The organism is Actinoplanes sp. NPDC051346 (assembly GCF_040682215.1).
In the GTDB taxonomy this organism is placed as follows: Bacteria; Actinomycetota; Actinomycetes; order Mycobacteriales; family Micromonosporaceae; genus Actinoplanes.
In genome coordinates this window covers 183,002-203,735 of record NZ_JBFBAJ010000010.1, presented here as the reverse complement: position 1 = coordinate 203,735, position 20,734 = coordinate 183,002, and the positions used below count along the sequence as shown (strand labels likewise).

Annotated in this window: 30 protein-coding genes and 1 tRNA gene; 16 read left to right on the top strand and 15 right to left on the bottom strand. The window is 70.7% G+C overall.

The features are described from left to right. Window positions 1–3: 3 nt before the first annotated feature. From AB0M36_RS24945 to AB0M36_RS24905, 9 genes are all read left to right on the top strand, one after another. On the top strand, window positions 4–348 hold the full coding sequence (locus AB0M36_RS24945) for a DsrE family protein (RefSeq protein ID WP_364161402.1): 345 nt from the start codon (window positions 4–6) through the stop codon (window positions 346–348). Window positions 349–403: 55 nt separating this feature from the next. After that, window positions 404–1,072 (top strand): metalloregulator ArsR/SmtB family transcription factor, encoded by a 669-nt coding sequence (locus AB0M36_RS24940; protein WP_364161400.1) that lies wholly within the window; start codon window positions 404–406, stop codon window positions 1,070–1,072. Further along, window positions 1,069–2,271 (top strand): cysteine desulfurase family protein, encoded by a 1,203-nt coding sequence (locus AB0M36_RS24935; protein WP_364161399.1) that lies wholly within the window; start codon window positions 1,069–1,071, stop codon window positions 2,269–2,271. Before AB0M36_RS24940 ends, AB0M36_RS24935 begins: the two co-directional genes overlap by 4 nt. Then, a complete protein-coding gene (locus tag AB0M36_RS24930; protein ID WP_364161398.1) occupies window positions 2,268–2,681 on the top strand; it encodes a hypothetical protein in 414 nt (137 codons plus the stop codon). Before AB0M36_RS24935 ends, AB0M36_RS24930 begins: the two co-directional genes overlap by 4 nt. 10 nt (window positions 2,682–2,691) lie before the next feature. Continuing rightward, window positions 2,692–3,015, top strand: coding sequence for a metalloregulator ArsR/SmtB family transcription factor (locus AB0M36_RS24925; protein ID WP_364161396.1), 324 nt, complete (start codon window positions 2,692–2,694; stop codon window positions 3,013–3,015). Next, window positions 3,012–3,494, top strand: a complete 483-nt coding sequence (locus AB0M36_RS24920) for an SRPBCC family protein (RefSeq protein ID WP_364161394.1) — start codon at window positions 3,012–3,014, stop codon at window positions 3,492–3,494. Before AB0M36_RS24925 ends, AB0M36_RS24920 begins: the two co-directional genes overlap by 4 nt. Before the next feature lie 142 nt (window positions 3,495–3,636). Next, window positions 3,637–4,377 (top strand): helix-turn-helix domain-containing protein, encoded by a 741-nt coding sequence (locus tag AB0M36_RS24915; protein ID WP_364161392.1) that lies wholly within the window; start codon window positions 3,637–3,639, stop codon window positions 4,375–4,377. A 49-nt stretch (window positions 4,378–4,426) separates the two neighbouring features. After that, window positions 4,427–5,083 (top strand): methyltransferase domain-containing protein, encoded by a 657-nt coding sequence (locus tag AB0M36_RS24910; RefSeq protein ID WP_364161390.1) that lies wholly within the window; start codon window positions 4,427–4,429, stop codon window positions 5,081–5,083. Next, on the top strand, window positions 5,080–5,337 hold the full coding sequence (locus AB0M36_RS24905) for a glutaredoxin domain-containing protein (protein ID WP_364161388.1): 258 nt from the start codon (window positions 5,080–5,082) through the stop codon (window positions 5,335–5,337). The genes AB0M36_RS24910 and AB0M36_RS24905 overlap by 4 nt, the downstream gene beginning before the upstream one ends. Window positions 5,338–5,634: 297 nt before the next feature. Here AB0M36_RS24905 and AB0M36_RS24900 read toward each other — a convergent pair whose 3' ends face one another. The 5 genes from AB0M36_RS24900 to AB0M36_RS24880 all read right to left on the bottom strand — a co-directional run bounded on the left by AB0M36_RS24900 (window position 5,635) and on the right by AB0M36_RS24880 (window position 9,271). Further along, window positions 5,635–6,381 (bottom strand): M23 family metallopeptidase, encoded by a 747-nt coding sequence (locus AB0M36_RS24900; protein WP_364161386.1) that lies wholly within the window; start codon window positions 6,379–6,381, stop codon window positions 5,635–5,637. Between the two features lie 270 nt (window positions 6,382–6,651). Next, window positions 6,652–7,386 carry a DUF1775 domain-containing protein gene (locus tag AB0M36_RS24895; protein WP_364161384.1) on the bottom strand — a complete coding sequence of 245 codons (735 nt, stop codon included), beginning with the start codon at window positions 7,384–7,386 and terminating at the stop codon, window positions 6,652–6,654. A 210-nt stretch (window positions 7,387–7,596) separates the two neighbouring features. Continuing rightward, window positions 7,597–8,214, bottom strand: coding sequence for an isoprenylcysteine carboxylmethyltransferase family protein (locus tag AB0M36_RS24890; RefSeq protein WP_364161382.1), 618 nt, complete (start codon window positions 8,212–8,214; stop codon window positions 7,597–7,599). Further along, window positions 8,214–8,927 carry a cation transporter gene (locus AB0M36_RS24885; protein WP_364161380.1) on the bottom strand — a complete coding sequence of 238 codons (714 nt, stop codon included), beginning with the start codon at window positions 8,925–8,927 and terminating at the stop codon, window positions 8,214–8,216. Before AB0M36_RS24885 ends, AB0M36_RS24890 begins: the two co-directional genes overlap by 1 nt. Next, a complete protein-coding gene (locus AB0M36_RS24880; protein ID WP_364161378.1) occupies window positions 8,927–9,271 on the bottom strand; it encodes a metalloregulator ArsR/SmtB family transcription factor in 345 nt (114 codons plus the stop codon). The genes AB0M36_RS24885 and AB0M36_RS24880 overlap by 1 nt, the downstream gene beginning before the upstream one ends. Before the next feature lie 314 nt (window positions 9,272–9,585). Between AB0M36_RS24880 and AB0M36_RS24875 the strand changes: the two genes are divergently transcribed. The 4 genes from AB0M36_RS24875 to AB0M36_RS24860 all read left to right on the top strand — a co-directional run bounded on the left by AB0M36_RS24875 (window position 9,586) and on the right by AB0M36_RS24860 (window position 12,156). Continuing rightward, window positions 9,586–10,233 (top strand): thioredoxin domain-containing protein, encoded by a 648-nt coding sequence (locus AB0M36_RS24875; RefSeq protein ID WP_364161624.1) that lies wholly within the window; start codon window positions 9,586–9,588, stop codon window positions 10,231–10,233. Further along, on the top strand, window positions 10,230–10,868 hold the full coding sequence (locus AB0M36_RS24870) for a vitamin K epoxide reductase family protein (RefSeq protein ID WP_364161376.1): 639 nt from the start codon (window positions 10,230–10,232) through the stop codon (window positions 10,866–10,868). Before AB0M36_RS24875 ends, AB0M36_RS24870 begins: the two co-directional genes overlap by 4 nt. Before the next feature lie 56 nt (window positions 10,869–10,924). Further along, window positions 10,925–11,449: a hypothetical protein gene (locus AB0M36_RS24865; RefSeq protein WP_364161374.1), complete on the top strand. Its 525-nt coding sequence runs from the start codon at window positions 10,925–10,927 to the stop codon at window positions 11,447–11,449. An 86-nt stretch (window positions 11,450–11,535) separates the two neighbouring features. Beyond that, a complete protein-coding gene (locus AB0M36_RS24860) occupies window positions 11,536–12,156 on the top strand; it encodes a DUF305 domain-containing protein (protein WP_364161372.1) in 621 nt (206 codons plus the stop codon). Window positions 12,157–12,219: 63 nt separating this feature from the next. On the opposite strand, the gene AB0M36_RS24855 is transcribed toward AB0M36_RS24860, so the two are convergent. The 3 genes from AB0M36_RS24855 to AB0M36_RS24845 all read right to left on the bottom strand — a co-directional run bounded on the left by AB0M36_RS24855 (window position 12,220) and on the right by AB0M36_RS24845 (window position 13,582). After that, window positions 12,220–12,777 (bottom strand): DUF4396 domain-containing protein, encoded by a 558-nt coding sequence (locus tag AB0M36_RS24855; RefSeq protein ID WP_364161370.1) that lies wholly within the window; start codon window positions 12,775–12,777, stop codon window positions 12,220–12,222. 83 nt (window positions 12,778–12,860) lie between these two features. After that, on the bottom strand, window positions 12,861–13,361 hold the full coding sequence (locus AB0M36_RS24850) for a DUF2269 domain-containing protein (RefSeq protein ID WP_364161368.1): 501 nt from the start codon (window positions 13,359–13,361) through the stop codon (window positions 12,861–12,863). Window positions 13,362–13,372: 11 nt separating this feature from the next. Continuing rightward, window positions 13,373–13,582, bottom strand: a complete 210-nt coding sequence (locus tag AB0M36_RS24845) for a hypothetical protein (protein WP_364161366.1) — start codon at window positions 13,580–13,582, stop codon at window positions 13,373–13,375. A 91-nt stretch (window positions 13,583–13,673) separates the two neighbouring features. Here AB0M36_RS24845 and AB0M36_RS24840 point away from each other — a divergent pair, with 91 nt between their 5' ends. Then, window positions 13,674–14,243, top strand: coding sequence for a TetR/AcrR family transcriptional regulator (locus AB0M36_RS24840; RefSeq protein ID WP_364161364.1), 570 nt, complete (start codon window positions 13,674–13,676; stop codon window positions 14,241–14,243). Window positions 14,244–14,867: 624 nt separating this feature from the next. Here the strand turns inward: AB0M36_RS24840 and AB0M36_RS24835 are convergent. From AB0M36_RS24835 to AB0M36_RS24815, 5 genes are all read right to left on the bottom strand, one after another. Then, a complete protein-coding gene (locus AB0M36_RS24835) occupies window positions 14,868–15,203 on the bottom strand; it encodes a YnfA family protein (protein ID WP_364161362.1) in 336 nt (111 codons plus the stop codon). Between the two features lie 71 nt (window positions 15,204–15,274). Further along, window positions 15,275–15,607: a hypothetical protein gene (locus tag AB0M36_RS24830; protein ID WP_364161360.1), complete on the bottom strand. Its 333-nt coding sequence runs from the start codon at window positions 15,605–15,607 to the stop codon at window positions 15,275–15,277. Next, window positions 15,604–16,059, bottom strand: a complete 456-nt coding sequence (locus tag AB0M36_RS24825; protein WP_364161358.1) for a MerR family transcriptional regulator — start codon at window positions 16,057–16,059, stop codon at window positions 15,604–15,606. The genes AB0M36_RS24830 and AB0M36_RS24825 overlap by 4 nt, the downstream gene beginning before the upstream one ends. Beyond that, window positions 16,046–16,387, bottom strand: a complete 342-nt coding sequence (locus AB0M36_RS24820; protein ID WP_364161356.1) for a rhodanese-like domain-containing protein — start codon at window positions 16,385–16,387, stop codon at window positions 16,046–16,048. Before AB0M36_RS24820 ends, AB0M36_RS24825 begins: the two co-directional genes overlap by 14 nt. Further along, the gene (locus tag AB0M36_RS24815; protein WP_364161354.1) at window positions 16,384–17,142 is read right to left on the bottom strand and encodes a hypothetical protein; all 759 of its coding nucleotides are present in this window, start codon (window positions 17,140–17,142) and stop codon (window positions 16,384–16,386) included. The genes AB0M36_RS24820 and AB0M36_RS24815 overlap by 4 nt, the downstream gene beginning before the upstream one ends. 73 nt (window positions 17,143–17,215) lie before the next feature. Here AB0M36_RS24815 and AB0M36_RS24810 point away from each other — a divergent pair, with 73 nt between their 5' ends. Next, entirely contained in the window at window positions 17,216–17,755 is a 540-nt protein-coding gene (locus AB0M36_RS24810) for a helix-turn-helix domain-containing protein (RefSeq protein ID WP_364161352.1), read from the top strand. A gap of 41 nt (window positions 17,756–17,796) precedes the next feature. Continuing rightward, entirely contained in the window at window positions 17,797–19,356 is a 1,560-nt protein-coding gene (locus AB0M36_RS24805) for a recombinase family protein (protein ID WP_364161350.1), read from the top strand. Between the two features lie 2 nt (window positions 19,357–19,358). Here AB0M36_RS24805 and AB0M36_RS24800 read toward each other — a convergent pair. Beyond that, window positions 19,359–19,443 (bottom strand) — tRNA-Leu (locus AB0M36_RS24800). A 126-nt stretch (window positions 19,444–19,569) separates the two neighbouring features. After that, entirely contained in the window at window positions 19,570–20,712 is a 1,143-nt protein-coding gene (locus tag AB0M36_RS24795) for an acyltransferase (RefSeq protein WP_364161621.1), read from the bottom strand. Window positions 20,713–20,734: the final 22 nt, after the last annotated feature.

Sequence of the window (20,734 nt, the reverse complement as noted above, 5' to 3'; positions counted from 1 at the left end):
TTCGTGAAGTACACCGTGATCTTGAACGACGGGCCGGGCACCGAGCGGACCTTCAACGGGCTGCGCCTGGCCGGCGCGCTCGCCGAACGCCCCGACACGCAGGTGCGCCTGTACTGCTTCGGTGACGCGGTCGCCTGCGCCGCCCCCAGCCAACGCGGGCCGGAAGGTCAGGACATCACCGAACTGGTCGCCGCCGCCGTGCGCGCGGGCGCGACGCTCCGCGCGTGCAAGTCCTGCCTCCAGACCCGCGGCCTGGCCGACACCGTCCTGGTCGACGGCACCGCACCAGCGACCCTGACCGACTGCGCCGATGACACCGCGTGGGCGGACAAGGTCCTCACCTTCTGACCGGCGTCGCGGTGCACGAGAATCGACCGGCACGATCTCCGCGGAAGGACGAGGCATGGGTAGCCGGGAACGCAAGGACGAGTTGTTCGAGCAGTTCGCCCGGGTCGGCAAGGCGCTGTCCAGCCCGAAGCGGCTGGAGCTGATCGACCTGCTTGCCCAGGGCGAACGCACCGTCGACGCCCTCGCCCGCGCCGCCGCGCTCGGCGTCACCACCTGCTCGGCGCATCTGCAGACCCTCAAGCAGGCCAACCTGGTCGCCACCCGCAAGGACGGCACCAAGGTGTACTACCGCCTCGCCGGCGGCGATGTCGCCGACCTCTACACCCGGCTGCAGACGGTCGCCGCCGCCCACCTGCCCGACGTCGAAGCCGCCCGCACCGCCTACCTCGGCCCGGCCGACACGGAGCCGGTCGACCGCGACGAACTGCTGCACCGGGTCAAGCTCGGCCGGGTCACCGTGCTCGACGTGCGCCCCGCCGAGGAGTACGCCGCCGGGCACCTGCCCGGGGCGGTCTCCATCCCGCTGGATCAGCTCGCCGACCGCATCGGTGACCTGCCCGCCAAGACGGAGATCGTCGCCTACTGCCGGGGCGCCTACTGCGTGCTCGCGCACGACGCGGTCCGGCTGCTCACCGCTCAGGGCCGCCGCGCCCGCCCCCTGGCCGAGGGCATGCTCGAATGGCGGGCCGCCGAACTCCCGCTGGAAACAGGTACCGGAGCATGACCGCCATCCACCCCGCTCTCGCGGGTGGGCCGATCTACCTCGACTACCACGCCACTACCCCGGTCGACCCTGCCGTGGTCGAGGCGGTGCAGCCCTACCTGCTCCACCATTTCGGCAACCCATCCAGCAGCTACCCCTACGGCGCCTCGGCCCGCCGTGCCCTCGAACAGGCTCGCGCCCAGGTGGCGACGCTGCTCGGCGTGGACGCCGACGGCATCGTCTTTTGCGGCAGCGGCTCGGAAGCCAACAACCTCGCCCTGCGCGGCACCGTCCTCGCCTCCGGTATCGAGCGGCCGCACGTCATCACCCAGGTCACCGAGCACCCCGCCGTGCTGGCCACCTGCCGAGCCCTGCAGCGCTGGCACGGCGTCCGGGTCACCTACCTGCCAGCCGACGGCGACGGGCTGGTCGACCCCGCCGCGCTGGCCGACGCGATCACCCCGGACACCGTGCTGGTCTCGGTGATGGCCGCCAACAACGAGACCGGCGTCCTGCAACCGCTCACCGAGCTGACCCGCATCGCCCACGCCCACGGCATACCCGTGCACACCGACGCCGCCCAGGCCGCCGGCAAGATCCCGTTCAACGTCGCCGAGATCGGCGTCGACCTGTGCACCGTGGTCGGGCACAAGATGTACGCACCGAAGGGCATCGCCGCCCTCCACGTACGCCCCGGCCTGGCCGTCGAACCGCTCATCTACGGCGGCGGGCAGGAACACGGCCACCGGGCCGGTACCGAGAACGTCGCCTACGCCGTCGGCCTCGGCGCCGCCGCGCAACGCTGCACCGACGAGCTGGCGGCCGGGGAGCCCCAGCGGCTGGGCGCGCTGCGCGACCGCCTCCACCGCCACCTCGCCGACGGCTTGCCGACACCGGTCATCGTCAACGGACACCCCGAGCAGCGACTGCCGCACACCCTCAACATCTCCACCACCGGACTGCGCGGCGACGACCTCCTCGCCGCGACACCACAGGTGGCTGCCTCCACCGGGTCGGCCTGCCACGCCGGCACCACCGAACCCTCCCCGGTCCTGAGCGCCATGGGGTACGACCCCGCCCGCGCCTTAGCGGCGGTGCGGCTCTCCCTCGGTCGGTGGAGCACCGTCGATGAAATCGACCGCGCCGCCGACCTTGTCACCACGGCCGCCCGCACCGTCCTCACCCGCAACGGCGTCGAGACGAACGACGGGGCACGGTGAACACCACACCCGCCGGTGCGAACCCGACACGGCCGAGCCCGACCGGTTCGGTGCTCGTCCTCGACGGCGGCGACCGGCGCTGCGTACAACTCCTCCTCGAACTACGCCCGCTCACCCTTCAGGCCGCCCCTGGCACCGTCATCCACATCCGCACCACCGACCCGGCCGCACCGCTCGACCTGCCCGCCTGGTGCCACCTCACCGGCCACACCTATCTCGGCCCGGTCCAGAGCAGTCCGACCGGAACCACTACTTCGCCGGCCTACGCCCTTGAGGTCGCCGACGATGCCGTTGCCACCGAACCGGGCCGCCCCTGGCGCCCCTCCCGACTCAGAGGCGCCGCCGCCCCGGCGCCGCCTCGCCTGATCGACGAACCGACAGTCTTGACGCAATGCATCCGTAAGTCGTAGCTTACCGTTCGTGGCTACTTACCAAGCCCGTGAGGGCTGGGAGGCTCTCGGCGACCCCACCCGGCTCGCCATCGTCACCCGCCTGGCCGAGCGGCCCCGCGCCGTCGGCGACCTCGCCGACGAGCTGCCGATCAGCCGACCGGCGGTCTCGCAGCACCTAAAGGTCCTCAAGGACGCCGGACTGGTCGCTGACCACGCCGCCGGCACCCGCCGCGTCTACCGGCTCAACCCGGCCGGCCTGGCGGCGCTGCGTGATCAACTCGAGACGTTCTGGAATCGCGCGCTGGACGGCTACCAGGACGTCGTCGAACAATCCACCGAGGAGAACTCATGACCGAGACAGCGGCCGTCGTAGTACGTCGGCAGATCACGGTGAACGCGCCGCTCGAACGCGCGTTCACCGCATTCACCGAGCGGTTCGGCGACTTCAAGCCGCCGGAACACAACCTGCTCGGCGCGGCGATCGCCGAGTCGGTGTTCGAACCGAAGGTCGGCGGACACATCTACGACCGCGGCGTCGACGGCAGCGAGTGCCGCTGGGCACGTGTCCTGGCCTACGAACCACCCCATCGGGTCGTGTTCAGCTGGGACATCAGCCCGCAGTGGCAGATCGAGACCGAGCCGGACAACACCAGCGAGGTCGAGGTCCGGTTCATCGCCGAAACCCCGGATCGCACCCGGGTCGAGCTGGAACACCGTCACCTCGACCGGCACGGCCCCGGCTGGGAATCCGTGCGCGACGGCGTCGCCCACGACGAGGGATGGCCGCTGTACCTGACCCGCTACGCCGCCCTATTCGCCGAAGGCAGCTGAACACGAACCCAACTCCGGCGGTCCCGCCTTAAGGAACCGCCCACACCGATGGCCCCGTCGAACCGGCGGGGCCATCAGCCTCAGCCTCTCACCAACACAGAGATTTCTTGACTGACTGGGTCGGTCAGTTATAGTCCCAGGCGTGGCTCGCTCGATCCCCGCTGACCGGTTCGCCGCCGTGGTCGCCGCCGCCGCGCGGGTCTTCATCACCCACGGCTACCAGCGCACCCAGCTCCAGGACGTCGCTGACGCCCTCGGCCTGGCCAAAGGCACCCTCTACGGGTACGCGCAGAACAAGGCCGCCCTCTTCGCCGCCGCGGTCCGCTATGCCGACGGCCACCAACCCGTACCCGTGCCCGCCGAGCTGCCGGTCCCGGCGCCCACCGACGGCGAGATCGCCGCGCTCGTCGCGGGCCGGCTCGGCGCCGAGCTCGCCGAACTTCACCTGGTGCGCGCGCTGACCGATCCGGCCGGCGCGGAGCCCACCGACCCGGACGCCGAGCTCGCCGGCATCGTCACCGACCTGTACCGGCGACTCGCGCGGCACCGGGTGGCGATCAAGCTGGTCGACCGATGCGCGCCCGAACTGCCCGACCTGGCACTGGTGTGGTTCGGCACCGGTCGACGCGCACAGATCGACGCGTTGACGCAGTACCTCATCCGCCGGCAGGACACCGGCGCCCTCGCGCTGCCCGGCCCAGCCCCGTTGGTCGCCCGCACCATCGTGGAGCTGGCCGCGCTCTGGGCGGTGCACTGCCATTTCGACCCCGCGCCCCCCACCCTAGGTCGGTCCGACGTGGACCAGGTCGATGACACCGTCGTCGCCCTCATGCTCGCCGAGCTGTTCGTACGCGCCACCACCCCGCACCACCGGTCGACGTGACGGTCTCACCCCAAACCTGACAGAGCACTTCGCCCGCACAGGAGGACCCATGGCAACGGTGTCCCACCCGATCTTCGCCCGCGTCTACCAACGCCTCAGCGTCACCATGGACCGCGCCGGCGGCGCAGAGCACCGCCGGCATCTCGTCGCCGGCCTACACGGGCGGGTAATCGAGGTCGGCGCCGGCAACGGCCGCACCTTCGCCCACTACCCGCCCACCGTCACCGAGGTCGTCGCCGTCGAACCCGAACCACGGCTGCGCGCCGCCGCACGGGCCGCCGCCCGCACCGCGCCGGTACCGGTCCGGGTCGTCGACGGACTCGCCGAAGCACTGCCCGGCACCGACGGCGAGTTCGACGCCGCCGTCGTCGCCCTCGTCCTGTGCACCGTGCCGAACCAGGCCACCGCCCTGACCGAGATCCGCCGGGTCCTGCGACCCGGCGGACAACTGCGCTTCTTCGAACACGTCGCCGCCGTGAAGCCCGGCGCCATCCGCCGCGTTCAACGCATCGCCGACGCCACCCTCTGGCCGAAGCTGTTCGCCGGCTGCCACACCGGCCGCGACACCCCCACCGCCATCGCCGAGGCTGGCTTCGTCGTCCAAGAGCTGCACCGCTTCAAGTTCCCGGCCTCCGGGCCGAGCAGCCCGGCCGCCCCACACATCCGCGGCACCGCCACCCGCCCCGATGAAGGACCCGCCAGATGAGCAGCACCGCCGGATCACACCTGCCGATCACCGTGTACAGCCGACCCGGCTGCCCCTACTGCTACCTGCTCCGCCACGGACTCCGGCGCCGGGGCCTAACCTTCACCGAAATCAACATCTGGACCGACCCCAAAGCCGCAGCGGCAGTCCGCGCCGTCGCCGACGGCAACGAAACCGTGCCCACCGTCCACGTCGCCGACCAATGGCTGATCAACCCTAAGGCAGCCAAGGTCGACCAACTCGCCCGCGGGTAGCCCCAGGCGAGCTGTCCGTCAACCAGACCGTCGCGCATGTGCGCGGCCGTCCTTACCTCGACGTGCCCAAGACCGCCGCCGGGCGGCGCAACATCGCCCTGGACCAGGCGAGCATCGCCGTGCTCCGCCAGCACCGGCGCTGTCAACGGCTGCGGCTGTCTGCGATCGCTAGGACCTGGCGGGGCGGGCGAGCGAGCCGGCTCCGCTGCCGGTGCGGTGGTGGCACCTCACCCCGGCGCAGGTGATGTGAGCGGTGAGGCGCTGGTACAGCTCTGAGCTACTGGAGGTCGGCGGTGGTCATGAGGCGCAGCCGAGGTCGACGCCCTTCTGACGCATCCACGCGGTCGGCTCGACGGTGTTGTCCCATCCGCCTTGGCGTACTTCGAAGTGCAGGTGGGGGCCGGTGGAGTTGCCGGTCGAGCCTTCGGCGCCGATGGGTTGCCCGGCGGTGACGGTGTCGCCGGGCCGCACTGCGGTAGAGGCGAGGTGTGCGTAGTGGGTGCTGACGCCGTCGGGGTGTTCGATCAGTACGGAGATGCCGTAGCCGTCGTAGTCCGTTCCCGCGGATGCCACGGTGCCGGTCGCGGCGGCGGCCACGGTGGTGCCGGCCGCCGCGGCGAGGTCGACGCCGGCGTGCTGGCGTCCCCATCGCGGTCCGAAGCATGAGGTGACCGTGCCCGCGGGCATCGGGTCGACCCATGCGGCTGTCGGTGTTGGTGTCGGCAGGCGGCGGACTGCGACGCCGACCGGGGTGCCGCCGAAACCGGTGACCGTGTCGGCTACGGCGGACGCGGGCGCGGACGCGGGCGCGGTCGTGGTGGTGCGGGCGGCGACCGGTGACGCGGCGCGGGCCGTGCTGTGCGCCGGGAAGATGTCGGCGGCGGCGATCGCGGTGACGACGGTGGCGCCGGTCAGTGTTGTCGTGGCGATGAGGCCGGCCCGGGTGTGGATGGGTGTCGGTGTCTCGGCGCGGTGGCGGCCGGGTCCGGGTGTACGCCGGTGACGGCCGACAGCGGCGGCCTGGGGCGTGCGGGTCCGGTGCATCGACAGGAGCTCCAGTCTCAGATGACGGCTGACTCCTTCCTGTCGGCATGAGGCGTCGGGCGGCGAAGGGCTGCCCCGCAAGGGCACCAGTTCGCACCCATGGTGCTACCGGCAGATCGCGGATCGGTCCCTGGTGGGGTCTGTGGGAGCTGGCGGTGCAGGTCAGCCTGGCCCACGCGCGGTCCATTCCTGGCCTGCGCGCCGCCGGGCAGTCTCCTGCCATGCCGCCCCGGGGGGGCGAGTCCTGAGCCCAGCCCGGCGTCTTGTGGCTTAGGACGCCGGCGGGCGGCGGCGCCGCGCGACGATGACCGCTGCGGCAATGACCGCGGCGACCAGCACCGCACCGACGATCCACCACAGCGGCGAAGTGCCCGACGACTCGTTCGCGGCGGGTTCGGTGCGTGGCGTGCCGACGGCACTGGCGGGTGCCGTGGCCGGCGACGACGACGGAGCGGAGGCGGCCGACGGTGGGACGGACGCCGGTGAAGGGGTGGCCGTCGGGGCGGCGCCCGAGCCGCCGGCGAGTTGCACCGTGGGCGCGGGGTTGTCCGACGCGGAGCCGTCCTCGCCCGGCAGGGCGATCCACCGGTCGGTACGCCCGTCGCTGTAGGACTGCAGCACCTTGAAGGTGACCGAGGCGTAGGTGGGTAGCTGCCGGATGCGGATCTGGTGTTCGGCGCCACGGCCGACGGCCAGCGCGGGCCCGGCGACGGTGTAGCTGTCCTGCTGTTTGGTCAGCTTCCACTTCTTGGGCAGGCTGACCTGGGTGACGTCCTCCGGGGTGATCCCGACCGGAAGGAACACCTGAACCTTGGTCACGCCCGCGGTTTCCGACTCGGCTTCGGCGTGGACCGTGGCCAGCGCGTTCTTGGCGCCGGCGCGCGCCGGGTCGATGGTGATCTCCGTGTGCGCCGAGGCAGGGTGGGCGCCGGGCAGGGCAAGCAGGCACCCGGCAGCCGCCGCGGCGGCGCCACCGGCCACCCGGCGCCATGTCTGACGCACCATAGGGCCACTCCTCGTGATCATGGTCGGTGAGAAGGCGTCCACCGGGGAGTTGTTGCCGGTGGACGCGGAGTTCCCGGCACCTCGGTACGGTACCGAACTGATCACGCCTGCACCTGGCTCCGCCAGCCTGTGGTCGGTGACGCTACCTCCGGTGCCAGCCGGGTGGAATGCGCCGCGGTCGACCGCGGACGCCGCCACGTGAGCGTGCCTTTAGTGGCCGGTGCGCGCGGCGAGCCGGCCGAGTCCGGGCAGGAAACGCCCGACCCGGGCGGCGTAGCGGGTGTATGTCGGGCCGTGCGTGCGGATCAGGTACGGCTCCTCGATGGCGCGGACCTGCAGCTGCACCGACGCGACCAGGACAAGGGTCGCGGCCAGGCAGACGAGGTTGGGCACCATCAGCGCCAACCCCGTGCTGGTCACGACCATGGCCGTGAAGATGGGGTTGCGGGCCAGCGCGAACGCGCCGCCGGTGACCAGCGTGGTGCGCTCGGTCTGGTCGACGCCAATGCGCCACGAGGAACCCATGGCCAGTTGGGCGGCCAGCGTCGCCGCCACCCCGGCACACGCCACGACCAGACCAGCCGCGTGCAGCCAGCCGCGGTCCAGTACGGCGACCGGCTCCAGCCCGGCGAGTCCCGCTGCCGGGCCGGCCGCGCCGAGCAGGAGCGCGGCGATGAACAGCAGTTTCGCCCACCAGCCGAGCGATCCGGGTGGCCCGGCGTGCAGGCGTAGCCCGGTGTCGCCGGTGGCACGCCACTGCGCCAGGCTGCGCCATCCGAACGCGAGTGCGAGACCGGTCAGGTACAGCGCGAGCGCGAGGCCGGCCATCACGCCTGCTTCTCGCAGCAGCCGTCGGCACAGCCGCCGCCGGTGTCACCGGTGTCAGCGGTGAGCGCCGCCGCCGGGGAACAGCAGGCATCGCCGCGCCACGCCTCGCGGCCTTCCTTGACCGCTACGGCGGCGATGACCAGCGCGGCGATCGGGTCGGCCCAGGACCAGCCGAACAGGCTGTTCACCGCGAGACCGACCAGCAGTACCGCCGACAGGTAGGTGCACAGCAGGGTCTGCTTGCTGTCGGCGACCGCTGAACGGGACCCGAGTTCACGGCCGGCGCGGCGCTGCGCGTAGGACAGGCCGGGCATGACCGCCAGCGACACCGCCGCCAGCACGAGGCCGATGCTGGAGTGCTCGGCCTCGGCACCGCCGGCCAGCGCGCGGACCGATTCCACGCTGACATAGGCGGCCAGGGCGAAGAAGGAGACCGCGATGATACGCAGCGCGGTCTTCTCCCGGGTCTCGGGGTCGCGGCCGGCGAACTGCCACGCCACCGCGGCGGCCGAGGACACCTCGATGATCGAGTCGAGGCCGAAGCCGATCAGCGCGGTCGACGACGCGAGGGTGCCGGCGGTGAGGGCCACGGCGGCCTCGATCACGTTGTAGGTGATCGTCGCGGCGACCAGCAGGCGCACCCGGCGCGCCAGCACCTGGCGGCGCGCCGGCGATGGTCCGCCGGGGGTGAGGTGGAGCAGGGGCAGGTTCATCAGCAGCAGCCCTTCGCCTCGGAGTCCGGGCACGCCGCCGGGTCGACGGCCAGGACCAGGCCGAGCAGGTCGCCGAGGGCGTGCGCCAGGCGCGGGTCGGCCAGCTCATAGCGGGTCCGCCGGCCCTGCGGCACGGTGACGACCAGGCCGCAGCCGCGGAGGCAGGACAGGTGGTTCGACACGTTCTGCCGGGTCGTGCCCAGCAGCTCGGCCAGCTCCGCCGGATAGCCCGGCCCGTCGCGCAAGGCCAGCAGCAGCCGTGCCCGGGTCGGATCCGACAGGGCATGACCGAAGCGAGCCAGGACCTGCCCGTGCGTCAACGTCTCCACACCCCAATAGTACATCCAACGCTGTACTAAACAAGGGTGGAGGCGCTTCGATACGTACAGCAAACCCTCAGTCATCGACCAGCCTGATGGTAAAGCAGCCGCTGTATCCTCACGGGGTTCACAGACGCGGGGTCGGCGTGCCTGCCCCCGTGCGATCAGCGAGAGGGTGTTTCATGCCGGCGAACAACGCCAAGGGGCGTCAACGCAATGCCAAACCCGGCACACCGGCGGGCGGCTCGAGCGCGGCGGGCGGCAAGCCCGGGACGCCCGGCAGCGCCAAGGCGAAAGCGAACGCCGGTAAGGCGGCGCGGCAGATCCGCAAGACCGGCATGAGCACCAACCTGAAAGTGACGCTCGGCATCGTCGCCGTCGCCCTGCTCGCGGTGATCGCCATCGTTGTGGTCAACCGCAACGACACCCCCACCTCGCCCGCGGCCGTCGCCTCCACGCTCGTGCGCACCGACAGTCACCGCCTGTCGAGCGCCGCCGACGGCAAGGTCACCGTGGTCGAGTTCCTCGACTTCGAGTGCGAGTCCTGCCTGGCCGCCTACCCCAGCGTGGAGAAGCTACGCGCCGAGTACGGCAACCGCATCACCTACGTGGTCCGGTACTTCCCGATCGCCAGTCACCCCAACGCCTACAACGCCGCGCACGCCGCCGAAGCCGCCGCCCGCCAAGGCAAGTTCGAGCCGTTCTACAAGAAGCTGTTCGACACCGCGACCGGCTGGGGCCACCAGCAGCAGTCCCAGGCCGCCGTCTTCGAAACCTACGCCCAGGAACTCGGCCTGGACCTGGCCCGGTTCAAGACCGACGTGGCCAGCGCCGAGGTCGCCGCCCGGGTCAAAGCCGACGCCGCCGACGGCGAAACACTCGGTGTCCAGGGCACCCCCACCTTCTTCATCAACGGCACCAAATTCGAGGAACGGCCGACCTACGAGACGCTGAAGGCGGCGATCGACAAGTCCCTGACCTCATGAGCGCGGCGCTGACCGGGCACACCGCGAGCAGCGCGGCCGACACCGAGCCCGCTGGCTTACTGTCGAACCGCCTCATCGGCTGGGTACTCACCGTGGGCGGGCTCGTCGGCGCGCTGGCCGCGTTCGTCCTCGCCGTCGAGAAGATGGCCCTGCTGAAGAACCCGGCCTACGTGCCGACGTGTTCGATCAATCCGGTGCTGTCCTGCGGGTCGATCATGACCACCAGCCAGGCCGAGGCGTTCGGCTTCGCCAACCCCCTCATCGGCGTCGCCACCTTCCCCGTCGTGGCCGCCACCGGCGCCGCCCTGCTCGCCCATGCCAGACTCCCTCGCTGGTGGTGGCTCGCCCTGCAGGCCGGGGCGGTGTTCGGCATCGCCTTCGTGCACTGGCTGTTCTTCCAGAGCCTCTACCGCATCGGCGCGCTCTGCCCCTACTGCATGATCGTGTGGGTGGTGATGGTCGTGCTGTTCACCTACCTCACCCTGCACAACCTCGACCGCGGACACCTACCCGCACCCCGCACACTCACCGACACCCTGCTGCGGGTGCACAGCGCCATACCCACCCTGTGGCTGCTGATCCTTGCCGCCGCGATCGGCGTGCAGTTCTGGAACTACTGGCGCACCCTGCTGTAGTCCCTCGGCAGGTCCCGCCGCTTGGACGAGCTCACCGGCCTGGCTACCGTGGTGGGGTGCAGGGTGAAGTGTCAGCCACGAACTGGGTTCTGCGGTGGCTGCTGCTCGCCTGCACCGTGACCGGCCTGGCGGCGATGCACACCCTGGGCCACTCCGGCTCCCACTCCGGCGGTCACCACGGCGCGGGCGTGTCCGACCGGTTCGCCACCGGGCCCGCCGGACGACCCGATGCGCACCGCGCGGACGCGACCGCGGCGCCCACCGCGACCCGCTTCGCGACGGTCAGCGCCATCGTTGCGGGGTTCACCGCGGAGGACGGGTGCACCGGAGGCGGCGGCTGCGCTCATGCCGGGCGGATGCCTGAACCGGGCCGGCCGGACATGTCGGGGTGGAGTGTCTGCCTGGCGGTACTCGCCGGGTTGAGCATCGCGCTGTTGCTGGCGTTAATGCTCATGGGCCGGGCGGCGGCTGCCGGCGGTGAGGCTCCGCGCTCGATGAAGGCCCGGCTCGGTGAGCCTCGGGCGCCGCCGTGGCCGCGGTTCGGGTTGCAGGTGGTGTCGGTATCGGTGATGCGCACGTAGCAGAGCCCGCGCAGGCCCCGGTGTGGTGAGGGGTGCTGTGCGGCTTCTTGCTGCTTGTGAATCGCTGATACCGAAAGGTTTTGTTGATGTCTGATTCCATGCTGCGCCGTGCCGTTCTGGCCGGCGCCGTTGCCACCGTGTTCGCCCTGACCGGCTGCGGCGGCGGTGATCACACCTCGGCCGGGTCGTCCGGCCACGGCTCCACGCCCACCGCGCCGGCGGGCAGTCCGGCACCGGGCGCGGTGTTCAACGACGCCGATGTGGCCTTCGCGCAACACATGATCGTGCATCACCGTCAGGCAGTGGAGATGGCCGCGCTCGCGGACAGCCGCGCCGCGAACGCGCAGGTGAAGAAGCTGGCCGCGACGATCAAGGCGGCGCAGGATCCGGAGGTCGCCACGATGAGCGGCTGGCTGAGCGACTGGGGCAAGCCGGTCCCGGGCGCCGACGCCCACGGCAACGAGCACGAGTCCATGCCCGGGATGATGTCCAAGGCCGACATGACCAAGCTGGCCGACGCTACCGGCGCGGCGTTCGACAAGCAGTTCCTCACCATGATGATCGCCCACCACGAAGGCGCCATCACCATGGCAGGGAAAGAAAGCGCCGAGGGCTCCAACCCGACGGCCAAGGCACTCGCCGCCAAGATCGCCGCCGACCAACAGGCGGAAATCCTCGCGATGAAGGACCTGCTCACCAAGGTGTAATCACCGCAGCTCACAGGACGGCGGCCGGGCACCATTGCCCGGCCGCTCGTCGTTGCGGCGAAGTCAGTGGTGGTACTGGTGCACGACCGCGTGGCCCTTGCCGCGCGAGATCAGCCACCGGTTGATCGGCACGGTAAGCACGAACGCCACCGCGAACGCGAACGCCAGCGAGCCCCAGAACACCATGCTCGCCAGACCCGCCTCCATCGCTCCCGGCACGAGGAGCATGACGGCGTTGTCCAGGATTTCCATGACCGCGATGGAGATGGTGTCCGCCGCCAGAGCGACCTTCAGGGCGGTCCGGAAGTCCACGCCGGCGCGTAGCACCCCGCGCATGGTCAGGGCATAGCCGAACACGAACGCCAACCCGACGGCCAGCGCCACCGTCGGCCAAGCCGGCCAGCCCAGCGCAGTGCCGATGACCATGCCGAGCACCTCACCGATGGCGCAGCCGGTCAAGCAGTGCAGAGTCGCCTGCGCCGCGGTGCGCCACGACGTCCGCCCAACCGCCGACACGTCGCCATCGTGGTGGTGGGAATGACCGGCGGGCTGTTCGCGGTGACCCGCGTGCGGGTGGCCGCCGTGCTCGTGGCCGGTGCGGTGATGGGTGGGGCGGTTCATGGCAAGCCTCCTTCAACGACACCCGAAACGATACCCCCGGGGGGTATCTAAGGGAAGGGGTGGAGACGCTGCCCTCTCGGCGTTCAGCGGCGCGGCCCCCTTGCCGTGCGGCGATGGCCGTAGCGGGTCAGGCCACGCGGTTTGTAGACGGCCAAGACCGTGGCGGCGAACAGCACGAGCAGCCCACCGCCGGAATGCACCACCAGCGACACCCGTGCCCGCCTCCACTGCTCACCGGCCAGGCCGGCACCCGTGACCGCGTCGGCGAGAGCGCCGATCGGGCCCAACTGCGCCAGCAGAACCGCCGTGGCGACCACGATCAAAGCCAGCTTGATCAGCACCCACCAGTGCCGCACCAGCCCCCACGTCGTGCCCAGCGACGACAGCAGCCCGGTCGCCAATGCCGCGATCGCCAAGGGCACGATCACGTACCGGGTCGCCACGTCCATCGCCACATACCCGGCGCGCACGATGACCTCATCGCGGCTACCCAGTGCGCTCACCGCCAAAGCCAGGAACACAGCGACCGCGCCGAGCCAGCCCACCGACATGCACACGTGCGCGACCAGCGCAGCCTTACGCACCCCAGGCCGCATCACCACAGGAAGCCGCCCGGTCCCGAGCCGCCCGGGGCCACCGCGCCTAGCCCGCCTAGATGCCGACCCGGACCGTGATCACCGGCGAGGCCGGTCACCTGCGCCAGCACCACCAGTGCGATCAACGTCGCCACCACGACCCCGATCACCTTCACCCACCGTGGCACGCCCGGCTCGCCACCCGAGCTCGGCCCATCCGGATCAGCCATCCCGCCCCCACACCGCACCAGTCATTTATCGAGACAGTATGTCCACAGCTCGTCATAGTGTCACGAGACCGTCGGTGTGTAGGGTGTCTAGGTGCCGAAGTTGTGGAACGACACCATCGAGGCGCACCGCGCGACGGTCCGCGACGCCATCCTCAACGCCGCCGCCGCGCTGGTTACTGAGCACGGGCTGACCGGTGTCACCATGTCGCGCCTCGCCGAGGCCACCGGTATCGGCCGTGCCACCCTGTATAAATACTTTCCCGACGTCGAAGCGGTCCTGCACGCCTGGCACGAGCGCCAGGTCACCCAGCACCTGACCCACCTCGCAGCGATCCGCGACCAGCCCGGCACCCCGATGGACCGACTCACCGCCGCGCTGAACGCCTATGCCGGCATGACACGGCACCGCCACGACGCAGCCATCACCACGGCGCTACACCGCGCTGCCCACGTCACCGCAGCGCACCAGCAACTCACCACACTGATCGAAGACCTGATCACCGATGCCGTAACCGCTGGACACGTCCGCGCCGACGTTCCCGCCGCCGAACTCGCCGGCTACTGCCTGCACGCGCTGACCGCATCCAGCAGCCTCGACTCCGAGGCAGCGGTCTGCCGCCTGGTCACCGTCACCGTGACCGGCCTGCGCGCAGCTGTCTGACCGCTCAGCCCATCTGAGACGGACCGTCCGGGCGAATGCCGTCGAGTCACCGCCACGCCGAAGCGTCGGCCTCACGCCGCTGTCACCCGCCGGTGCACCGGCAGTTCCGCGCCGGACGGAAGCCACCGGGCATCGCGCACCCGGCGGCCGGTCCGGCACCACCGGGGTCAACCCGCCGCAGCCCGCATGACCCGGCCCGCGCGGCGCGACCCCGCATCACGAGCGGAAGAACAGCAGCTGCCGACGCGCCAAGCTCACGGCGCATCGCAGACACCGGTCCACCAGATGGGCGACCGCGTTTGCTCGCAGTGAGCACATCGTCTTATCCGATTACGGCGGCGATCGATCACTGCTGACATTGCAATTCGCTGAGCCGAGCCCGGGAAGTCTCGCAGCGGGCTGCGCATGCACCAGCCCGCCTCGGCATCCCTATCCTGCAGCTGACGCATACGTCGCGCGGATCGGTCGTAGCGTTACGCATGTCTGCTGGTCGATCCAGGGCGATCTTCCTGGCCGATGTGAGGGCATGCACATCGCCTGCTGTCGGGGTACGGAGAATGCTGTTGCCACAAGGGTTCGAGCATCGTTGTAGGGAGAGTGTTCTAGGCGATCGTCCGCCCGAAATCAGTGGGTGCGCGGCGCGTACATGATGACGGCAACCCCGACAAGGCATACGGCCGCGCCGATGATGTCGTAGCGGTCCGGGCGGAACTTGTCGATGAGCATGCCCCATCCGAGGGAGCCGGCGACGAAGACGCCGCCGTAGGCGGCCAAGACGCGGCCGAAGCTCGGGTCGGGTTGGAACGTGGCGACGAAGCCGTAGGCGCCCAGGGCGAGGATGCCGCCGGCGATCCAGAGCACGCCGCGGTTCTCTCGGTAGCCCTGCCAGACGAGCCAGGCGCCGCCGATCTCGGCGAGCGCGGCGAGGGCGAACAGCAGCAGCGAACGGATGATCGTCATAACGGTGATTGCAGCAGAGCTGCCCTGGCTGGTGCCCGCCGGAGGGGTCCGGTCTGGCACCGTGGCCGGGGTCAGCAGCCGCAGTTCCCGCTCGCGCAGCCACCACCGGCGGCCTCGGCTTTGCGGGCGGTGCTGCGCCGGTGCAGGTACCACATGGTTGCGGCGGCGGCGAGCAACAGCCCGGAGACGGCGAGCAGCGATTTCTCCAGGATTGCTGCGCCGGCGCCGGTGAGGATCCCGGCGGCGATCAGCAACGGCAGCGCGCAGCACGCCGCGCACGCCGCGGCGGCGAGCCCGGCGGTGACCTTGCTGCGCCGGGGTGGTGTGGCGTCCACTTGCGGGGCGACGTGGACATGGCCGGTGGACAGCGGGACGGTGGTGGGCCGGTCGTGTTGCACCGTCATCGGGGGTCTCCCTCGGGGTCGGCGAGTTCGGCGAAGGGCAGCGGGCAGTCGTTGCAGGTGCAGTGGGTGAGGCTGTCGCAGCCGGCCGCCACCACCTGGGCGAGGGCGTCGCGGATGGTGGTCAGGTCGGCGATCTTCCGCTCGACTTCTTCGATCTTGGCGGTGGCGCGGGCTTTCAGATCCGGGGTGGGATGTCCGCGTCGGCCGGTGTCGAGCAGCTCGGCGACCTCGTCGAGGGTGAAGCCGAGCCGTTGCGCGGCTTTGATGACGCCGAGCAGGGTGACGGTGTCGGGTGGATAGGTGCGGTGCCCGCCCAGGCTGCGGTCGGGTTCGGCGATCAGGCCGCGTCGTTCGTAGTAGCGCAGGGTTTGGATGTTCACCCCGGCCCGCTCGGCGACCTCTCCGGTGCGTAGCGCTCGCCCACCGATCTCGATTGGCTCAGGCCGCCGCATCGGCGCGGCTTTCCTCAAATGCCAGCCCGGCCTCGGCCCAGTCGGCCTTGCCGCCTGGGTAGATCCGCACGTCGGTGTAGCCGAGCCGCTCGAACGCGGCGGCGGCCACCTTCGACCGGCCGCATGCCGGCTCGGAGCAGTACACCACCACCGTGCCCGCCAGCTCGGGAGCGAGCCGGGCGGCCAGGTCGTCGGTCAGCTCGCCGGGCACGTTGACCGCCCCCGGAAGGTGTTCGGCGCCGTAGGCCGCCGCCGGTAGCGCCTCCACCAGCGTCGCCGTACCACCATCAAGCAGGGCGCGCAGCTCGTCACGGGCGACCCGCTTCATGAGCGTGCCCCGGCCGGTGCGGCGGTGCCGAATACGGCGGTCACCACGTCCTGCGCCTGCGGCGGGGCGGTCACGGTGAACCGCATCCCGGCCGGGCCCACGCTCAGAGTGAAGGTGAAGAACGAGCAGCAGGCGTACTCCGCGGCGGCCAACCAGGCCAGCTCCACCGCCACCGCCGGGTCGTGCGCGAAGCTCAGCGACACGCCACCGGCGGCGGGCTCCCGCCCAGACGCGCGCCCGAGCACGGCCTGCCACTGGCCGATGCGCCCGTGCATCGCGTCGATCCCGCCGTCGATCGTGCACACGATCTCCGGCCCGCCCACCGCAGCGTCCGTGGCGCCGGTCAGAGCGGCGCGGGCGGCCGGGATCCGCACCGCCGTGACCGCCGCTACGGCGGTCACACACGCACACTCCGCATCGCACGCCCCACCGCTGGCCGAAGGCTGCGCCAGCCGGTGCGCGGCACCCTGCAACCGCGCCACCAGCGCGGTCAGCTCGGTCGCCTCGACCTGCAAACCGGCGGCCACAGGCGACAGGCCCGGCAGGTACCCGCCACTCTCGGTCTGGACCCGGGCGGCCCGCTCGATCTTCTCCACCACCCGCACCTCGGCAGCGGCCAGCCGCACGTCAACGAGGTGCGCCATCCGCTGCTGCACCGCCGCGCAGTCCCCGGCGTCGAAAGGCCGGACCAGGTCGCTCAGGTCGTCACCGCCGATGCCCAACTGCTCGGCCCCGGCGACAAACCGTGTCCGCACCGCCGACCGATCAGTGACGGTCGCTGCCGCCGTGCTGCAGCACGCGCACCCCGCGCCTTGTGCCGCGTCTGCCATGGTGAACCTCCAGGTCATCAGCGTCTCGCTGTCGTGCAGCAACCGTAAGGCTGTACCTGGGTACCGAATGCAAGACAGCGACCAGTGGTCTGGATCACAGGACGCCTGCGTCGTGCATACGGCAGGGCGCTTCTACGTACCGCAGATCATGCAGCTGTTCGCCGGCGGTCGGCAGCTCACCGTCGGAGAGGTCGCCGTCGCCAGCGGGCTCGGGCAATCCACCACCAGCGAACACCTGACCGTCCTGCGCCGCGGCGGCTTGGTCACGGCCACCCGCGACGGCGAACCCGTGCGTGACCGCGCTGAACCGCTGGCGATCGGCGCCCGGTTGGGGGAGTTACAGAGCTCTCTGACATGCTGCTGCCCACGCCGGACCTGGGCGCCGAGCGGCGACAGTTGTCGGCACGGAACGCGGGGACTGCTCTGCCTGGAGCGATCGCTCGGTGAGAAAGTTCTTCAGCCGGACGACGTACATTCGTCCAGCGAGACGGTGACACCGACGGCCCGGCGCGTCGCTGGCCGCGCAGAATGCAGATAGCGCACTAGTGTCCCTTCCCGCCTCGGATCGAGGTGACCGGCATGTCCACCACCATGGACGAAGCTCAGGTGGGTGCGTTCGAAGCCTGGCTCACGCGAAGCCCCGGACGGCCACGAATCCGCGGCCGGCACCAAGGACCGCCCACCGAGCCAGGGTTGCGGTTCGCGTTCTACGGGCGTACGTCCACGGGCCGGTTCCAGGACCTGGCCTCCTCGCGGGAATGGCAACGCGAGAACGCCCTGCGGGCGATCGCCGGTCGCGGCCGTGTGGTCGCCGAGTTCTTCGACGTCGGGTACTCCCGCAGCCTGCCGTGGCACCACCGGCCGCAAGCCGCGGCGTTGCTGCAGGCGGTCACCAACCCGCAGCGCGGGTTCGACGCGGTCGTGATCGGCGAGTTCGAGCGCGCCTTCGCCGCCGATCAGGCCCGCAGCATCATCGCCGAGCTGCACGCCTACGGGGTGAGCGTGTGGCTCGCCGAGTTCGGTGGCCCGGTCAACCTCGGCGACCTCACCCACCAGGCGTTGCTGTCGCTGCTCGGTCACCAGGCCGAGCGCGAGGTGCTCCGCGCCCGCCGCCGCACTACGGCCGCCATGTGTGCGCAAGTCCGCACCCAGGGGCGGCATCTCGGTGGCCGGCCACCCTACGGCTACCGCCTCGCTGATGCGGGTCCGCATCCGAACCCGCAACACGCGCGATGGGGCAGACGCTTGTTGCGACTCGACCCGGATCCGGAAACCGCGCCGCAGGTCCGGTGGATCTTCGCGCAGCGTCTCGCCGGGTACAGCGTCGCCGGGATCGCCCGCACGCTCAACGCGCGGGGTGTGCCGCCGCCCTCGGCGCACGACCGGGCGCGTAATCCGCACCGCAGTGGCGCCGCCTGGACGGTGCGCACAGTTGCGGCGATCCTGGCGAACCCGCGGTACACCGGCCGGCAGGTGTGGCGGCGTCAGCGCATTGACCATCACGAGGTCAGGCCGGGAGACAAGTCGAGCCGACTGCGGGGGAGTAGGCCGACCCGGTGCTGGAATCCTCGGGACCAATGGGAGTTCTCGCCCCTTGGCGCGCATCCGGCTCTGGTCAGTGACGCGGCCTTCCTGCGGGTGCAGCAGGTCAGCGCACTCCCGGCACCGGACGACGCCAGCACGGACCGGTACCAGCTGACCGGTCTGGTGATCTGCGGGCTGTGCGGGCGCCGCGCGGAAGGGCATTGGGCGCATGGCCGGGCCCGGTATCGGTGCCGGCACGGCTACACCAGCGCTAGCGACGCCCAACTCGAGCGAGCGAAGGTGCTGTATGTGCGCCAGGACCAGATCGTGGCGCAGGCCCAGGTCCAGTTTGCGCATCTCATCGGCGGGGACCCGGACGACCTCGGGCCGCTGGACTTGGCCCGGCAGCTGCGGGACGCCGGAATCACCATCGTGTGCACGCCGGTCAGCATCACCCTCGACACCGGCCGCGAGGCCGAACCCGACGAGACATCATTAGCCAACCAAAGCGAGACAGGCGAACTCGTCCTCGCCGGGATGACTATGCCGAGGCAAACAGCGAAAAACCCCCACCAAAACCATCCACTGAACGTGAATGACTTTGGTGGGGGTTAACGTGTCCGAGGGGGGACTTGAACCCCCACGTCCGATAAAGGACACTAGCACCTCAAGCTAGCGCGTCTGCCATTCCGCCACCCGGACCTACCCGCGCAGCCTAACCGGGCCGATTCGCGGTTGGCATCCGCAATCGGTGTGCCCCGGTGGGCCGCACAGGAGAGAACTTTACACGGCCCTCCGCGCCCCTCGCATCCGGGCCACCCCGTCGCGTCATCCGGATTTGGCGGGCTGGCGGTGGCCGTTTCGGAGGTGGCCCGTAGCGAGCCGATGTGCCGCGTGTCGGGGTGCGTGGACCGGCCAGGGGCGCAGCCGTGGCGGGCGGCGGGCCGCTAGATCCTCCACCCAGCCGAGCGTGAACACCGTGATCGTCAGCAGTGACAGGGCGATGCATGTGAACCCGAGATACAGCAGCGCTCCCTGCTTGACGTTCCACAGGCCCAGGCGGTCCCCAGTAATGATCGCTACCGTGATGACGACGTTGTGCCACAGGTAGATCGTCACGGCCCGGTTGTTCAGGGCGGACACCAGCTTGTGCAGCAGTGGCACCCGGTTCAGCCAGGCGAGGCTCGGGTTGAGGCGGAGCAGGGCCAGGACGAAGCCCATCGAGTACAGGGCGTGTGCGAGCGGGAATGGCACCAGGTCGAGGCCGGTGGGGCTGGGGTGTTCGACGACCCAGCCGAGGCCGAGTGCGGCGCAGCCTACGGCGATGCCGGCCACGACGACGGGGCGTAGCTTGCGCAGGTCGCCGTCTCGGTGTGCGAACCCGAGCAGCCAGCAGGGGAGGAACGTGAGCACGTACCCGGCGGTTTGGACGGCGTTGGTGCCGTCGGCGATCCGTTCGCTGTGCAGCGCGGCCAGGATGAGCAGCGGGAATGCGATGGTGAGCAGGCGCTGGCGGCGGTAGAGCTTGAGCAGCAGCGGCGACAAGATCACCAGCCACAGGTAGGTGGCCAGGTACCAGAGCACACCGGCGCCTTCGGCGCCTACGTCTCCGAGGCCGTGGCTGCTGGGGGGTGTGGCCAGGGGTACGACCCAGAGGAGGAAGTCGGGCCAGGCCGGGCGGTGGCCCCAGCCGGCGATCAGCATGAGGGGGACGAGAACGGCGGCCATGACCCACAGGGCCGGCAGTAGGCGGCGAACGCGGCTGCGGATGACTGTCGGTCCGGAGGTTCGGTCGAGGGATCTTGCCATCAGCGAGCCGGCGAGGGCGAACATGACGCCCATCGAGGGGAACAGCAGGGCGAGGATGGCGTAGTGAAAGCCGTGGTACGCCACGACCCGCACGATGGCCATTGCACGGAGAGTGTCGAAGTAGCGGTCTCTGGCGGGCGCTTCAGTGCTTGTTGCGTTCACCACCAGCGCTTCTCCCGCGAAC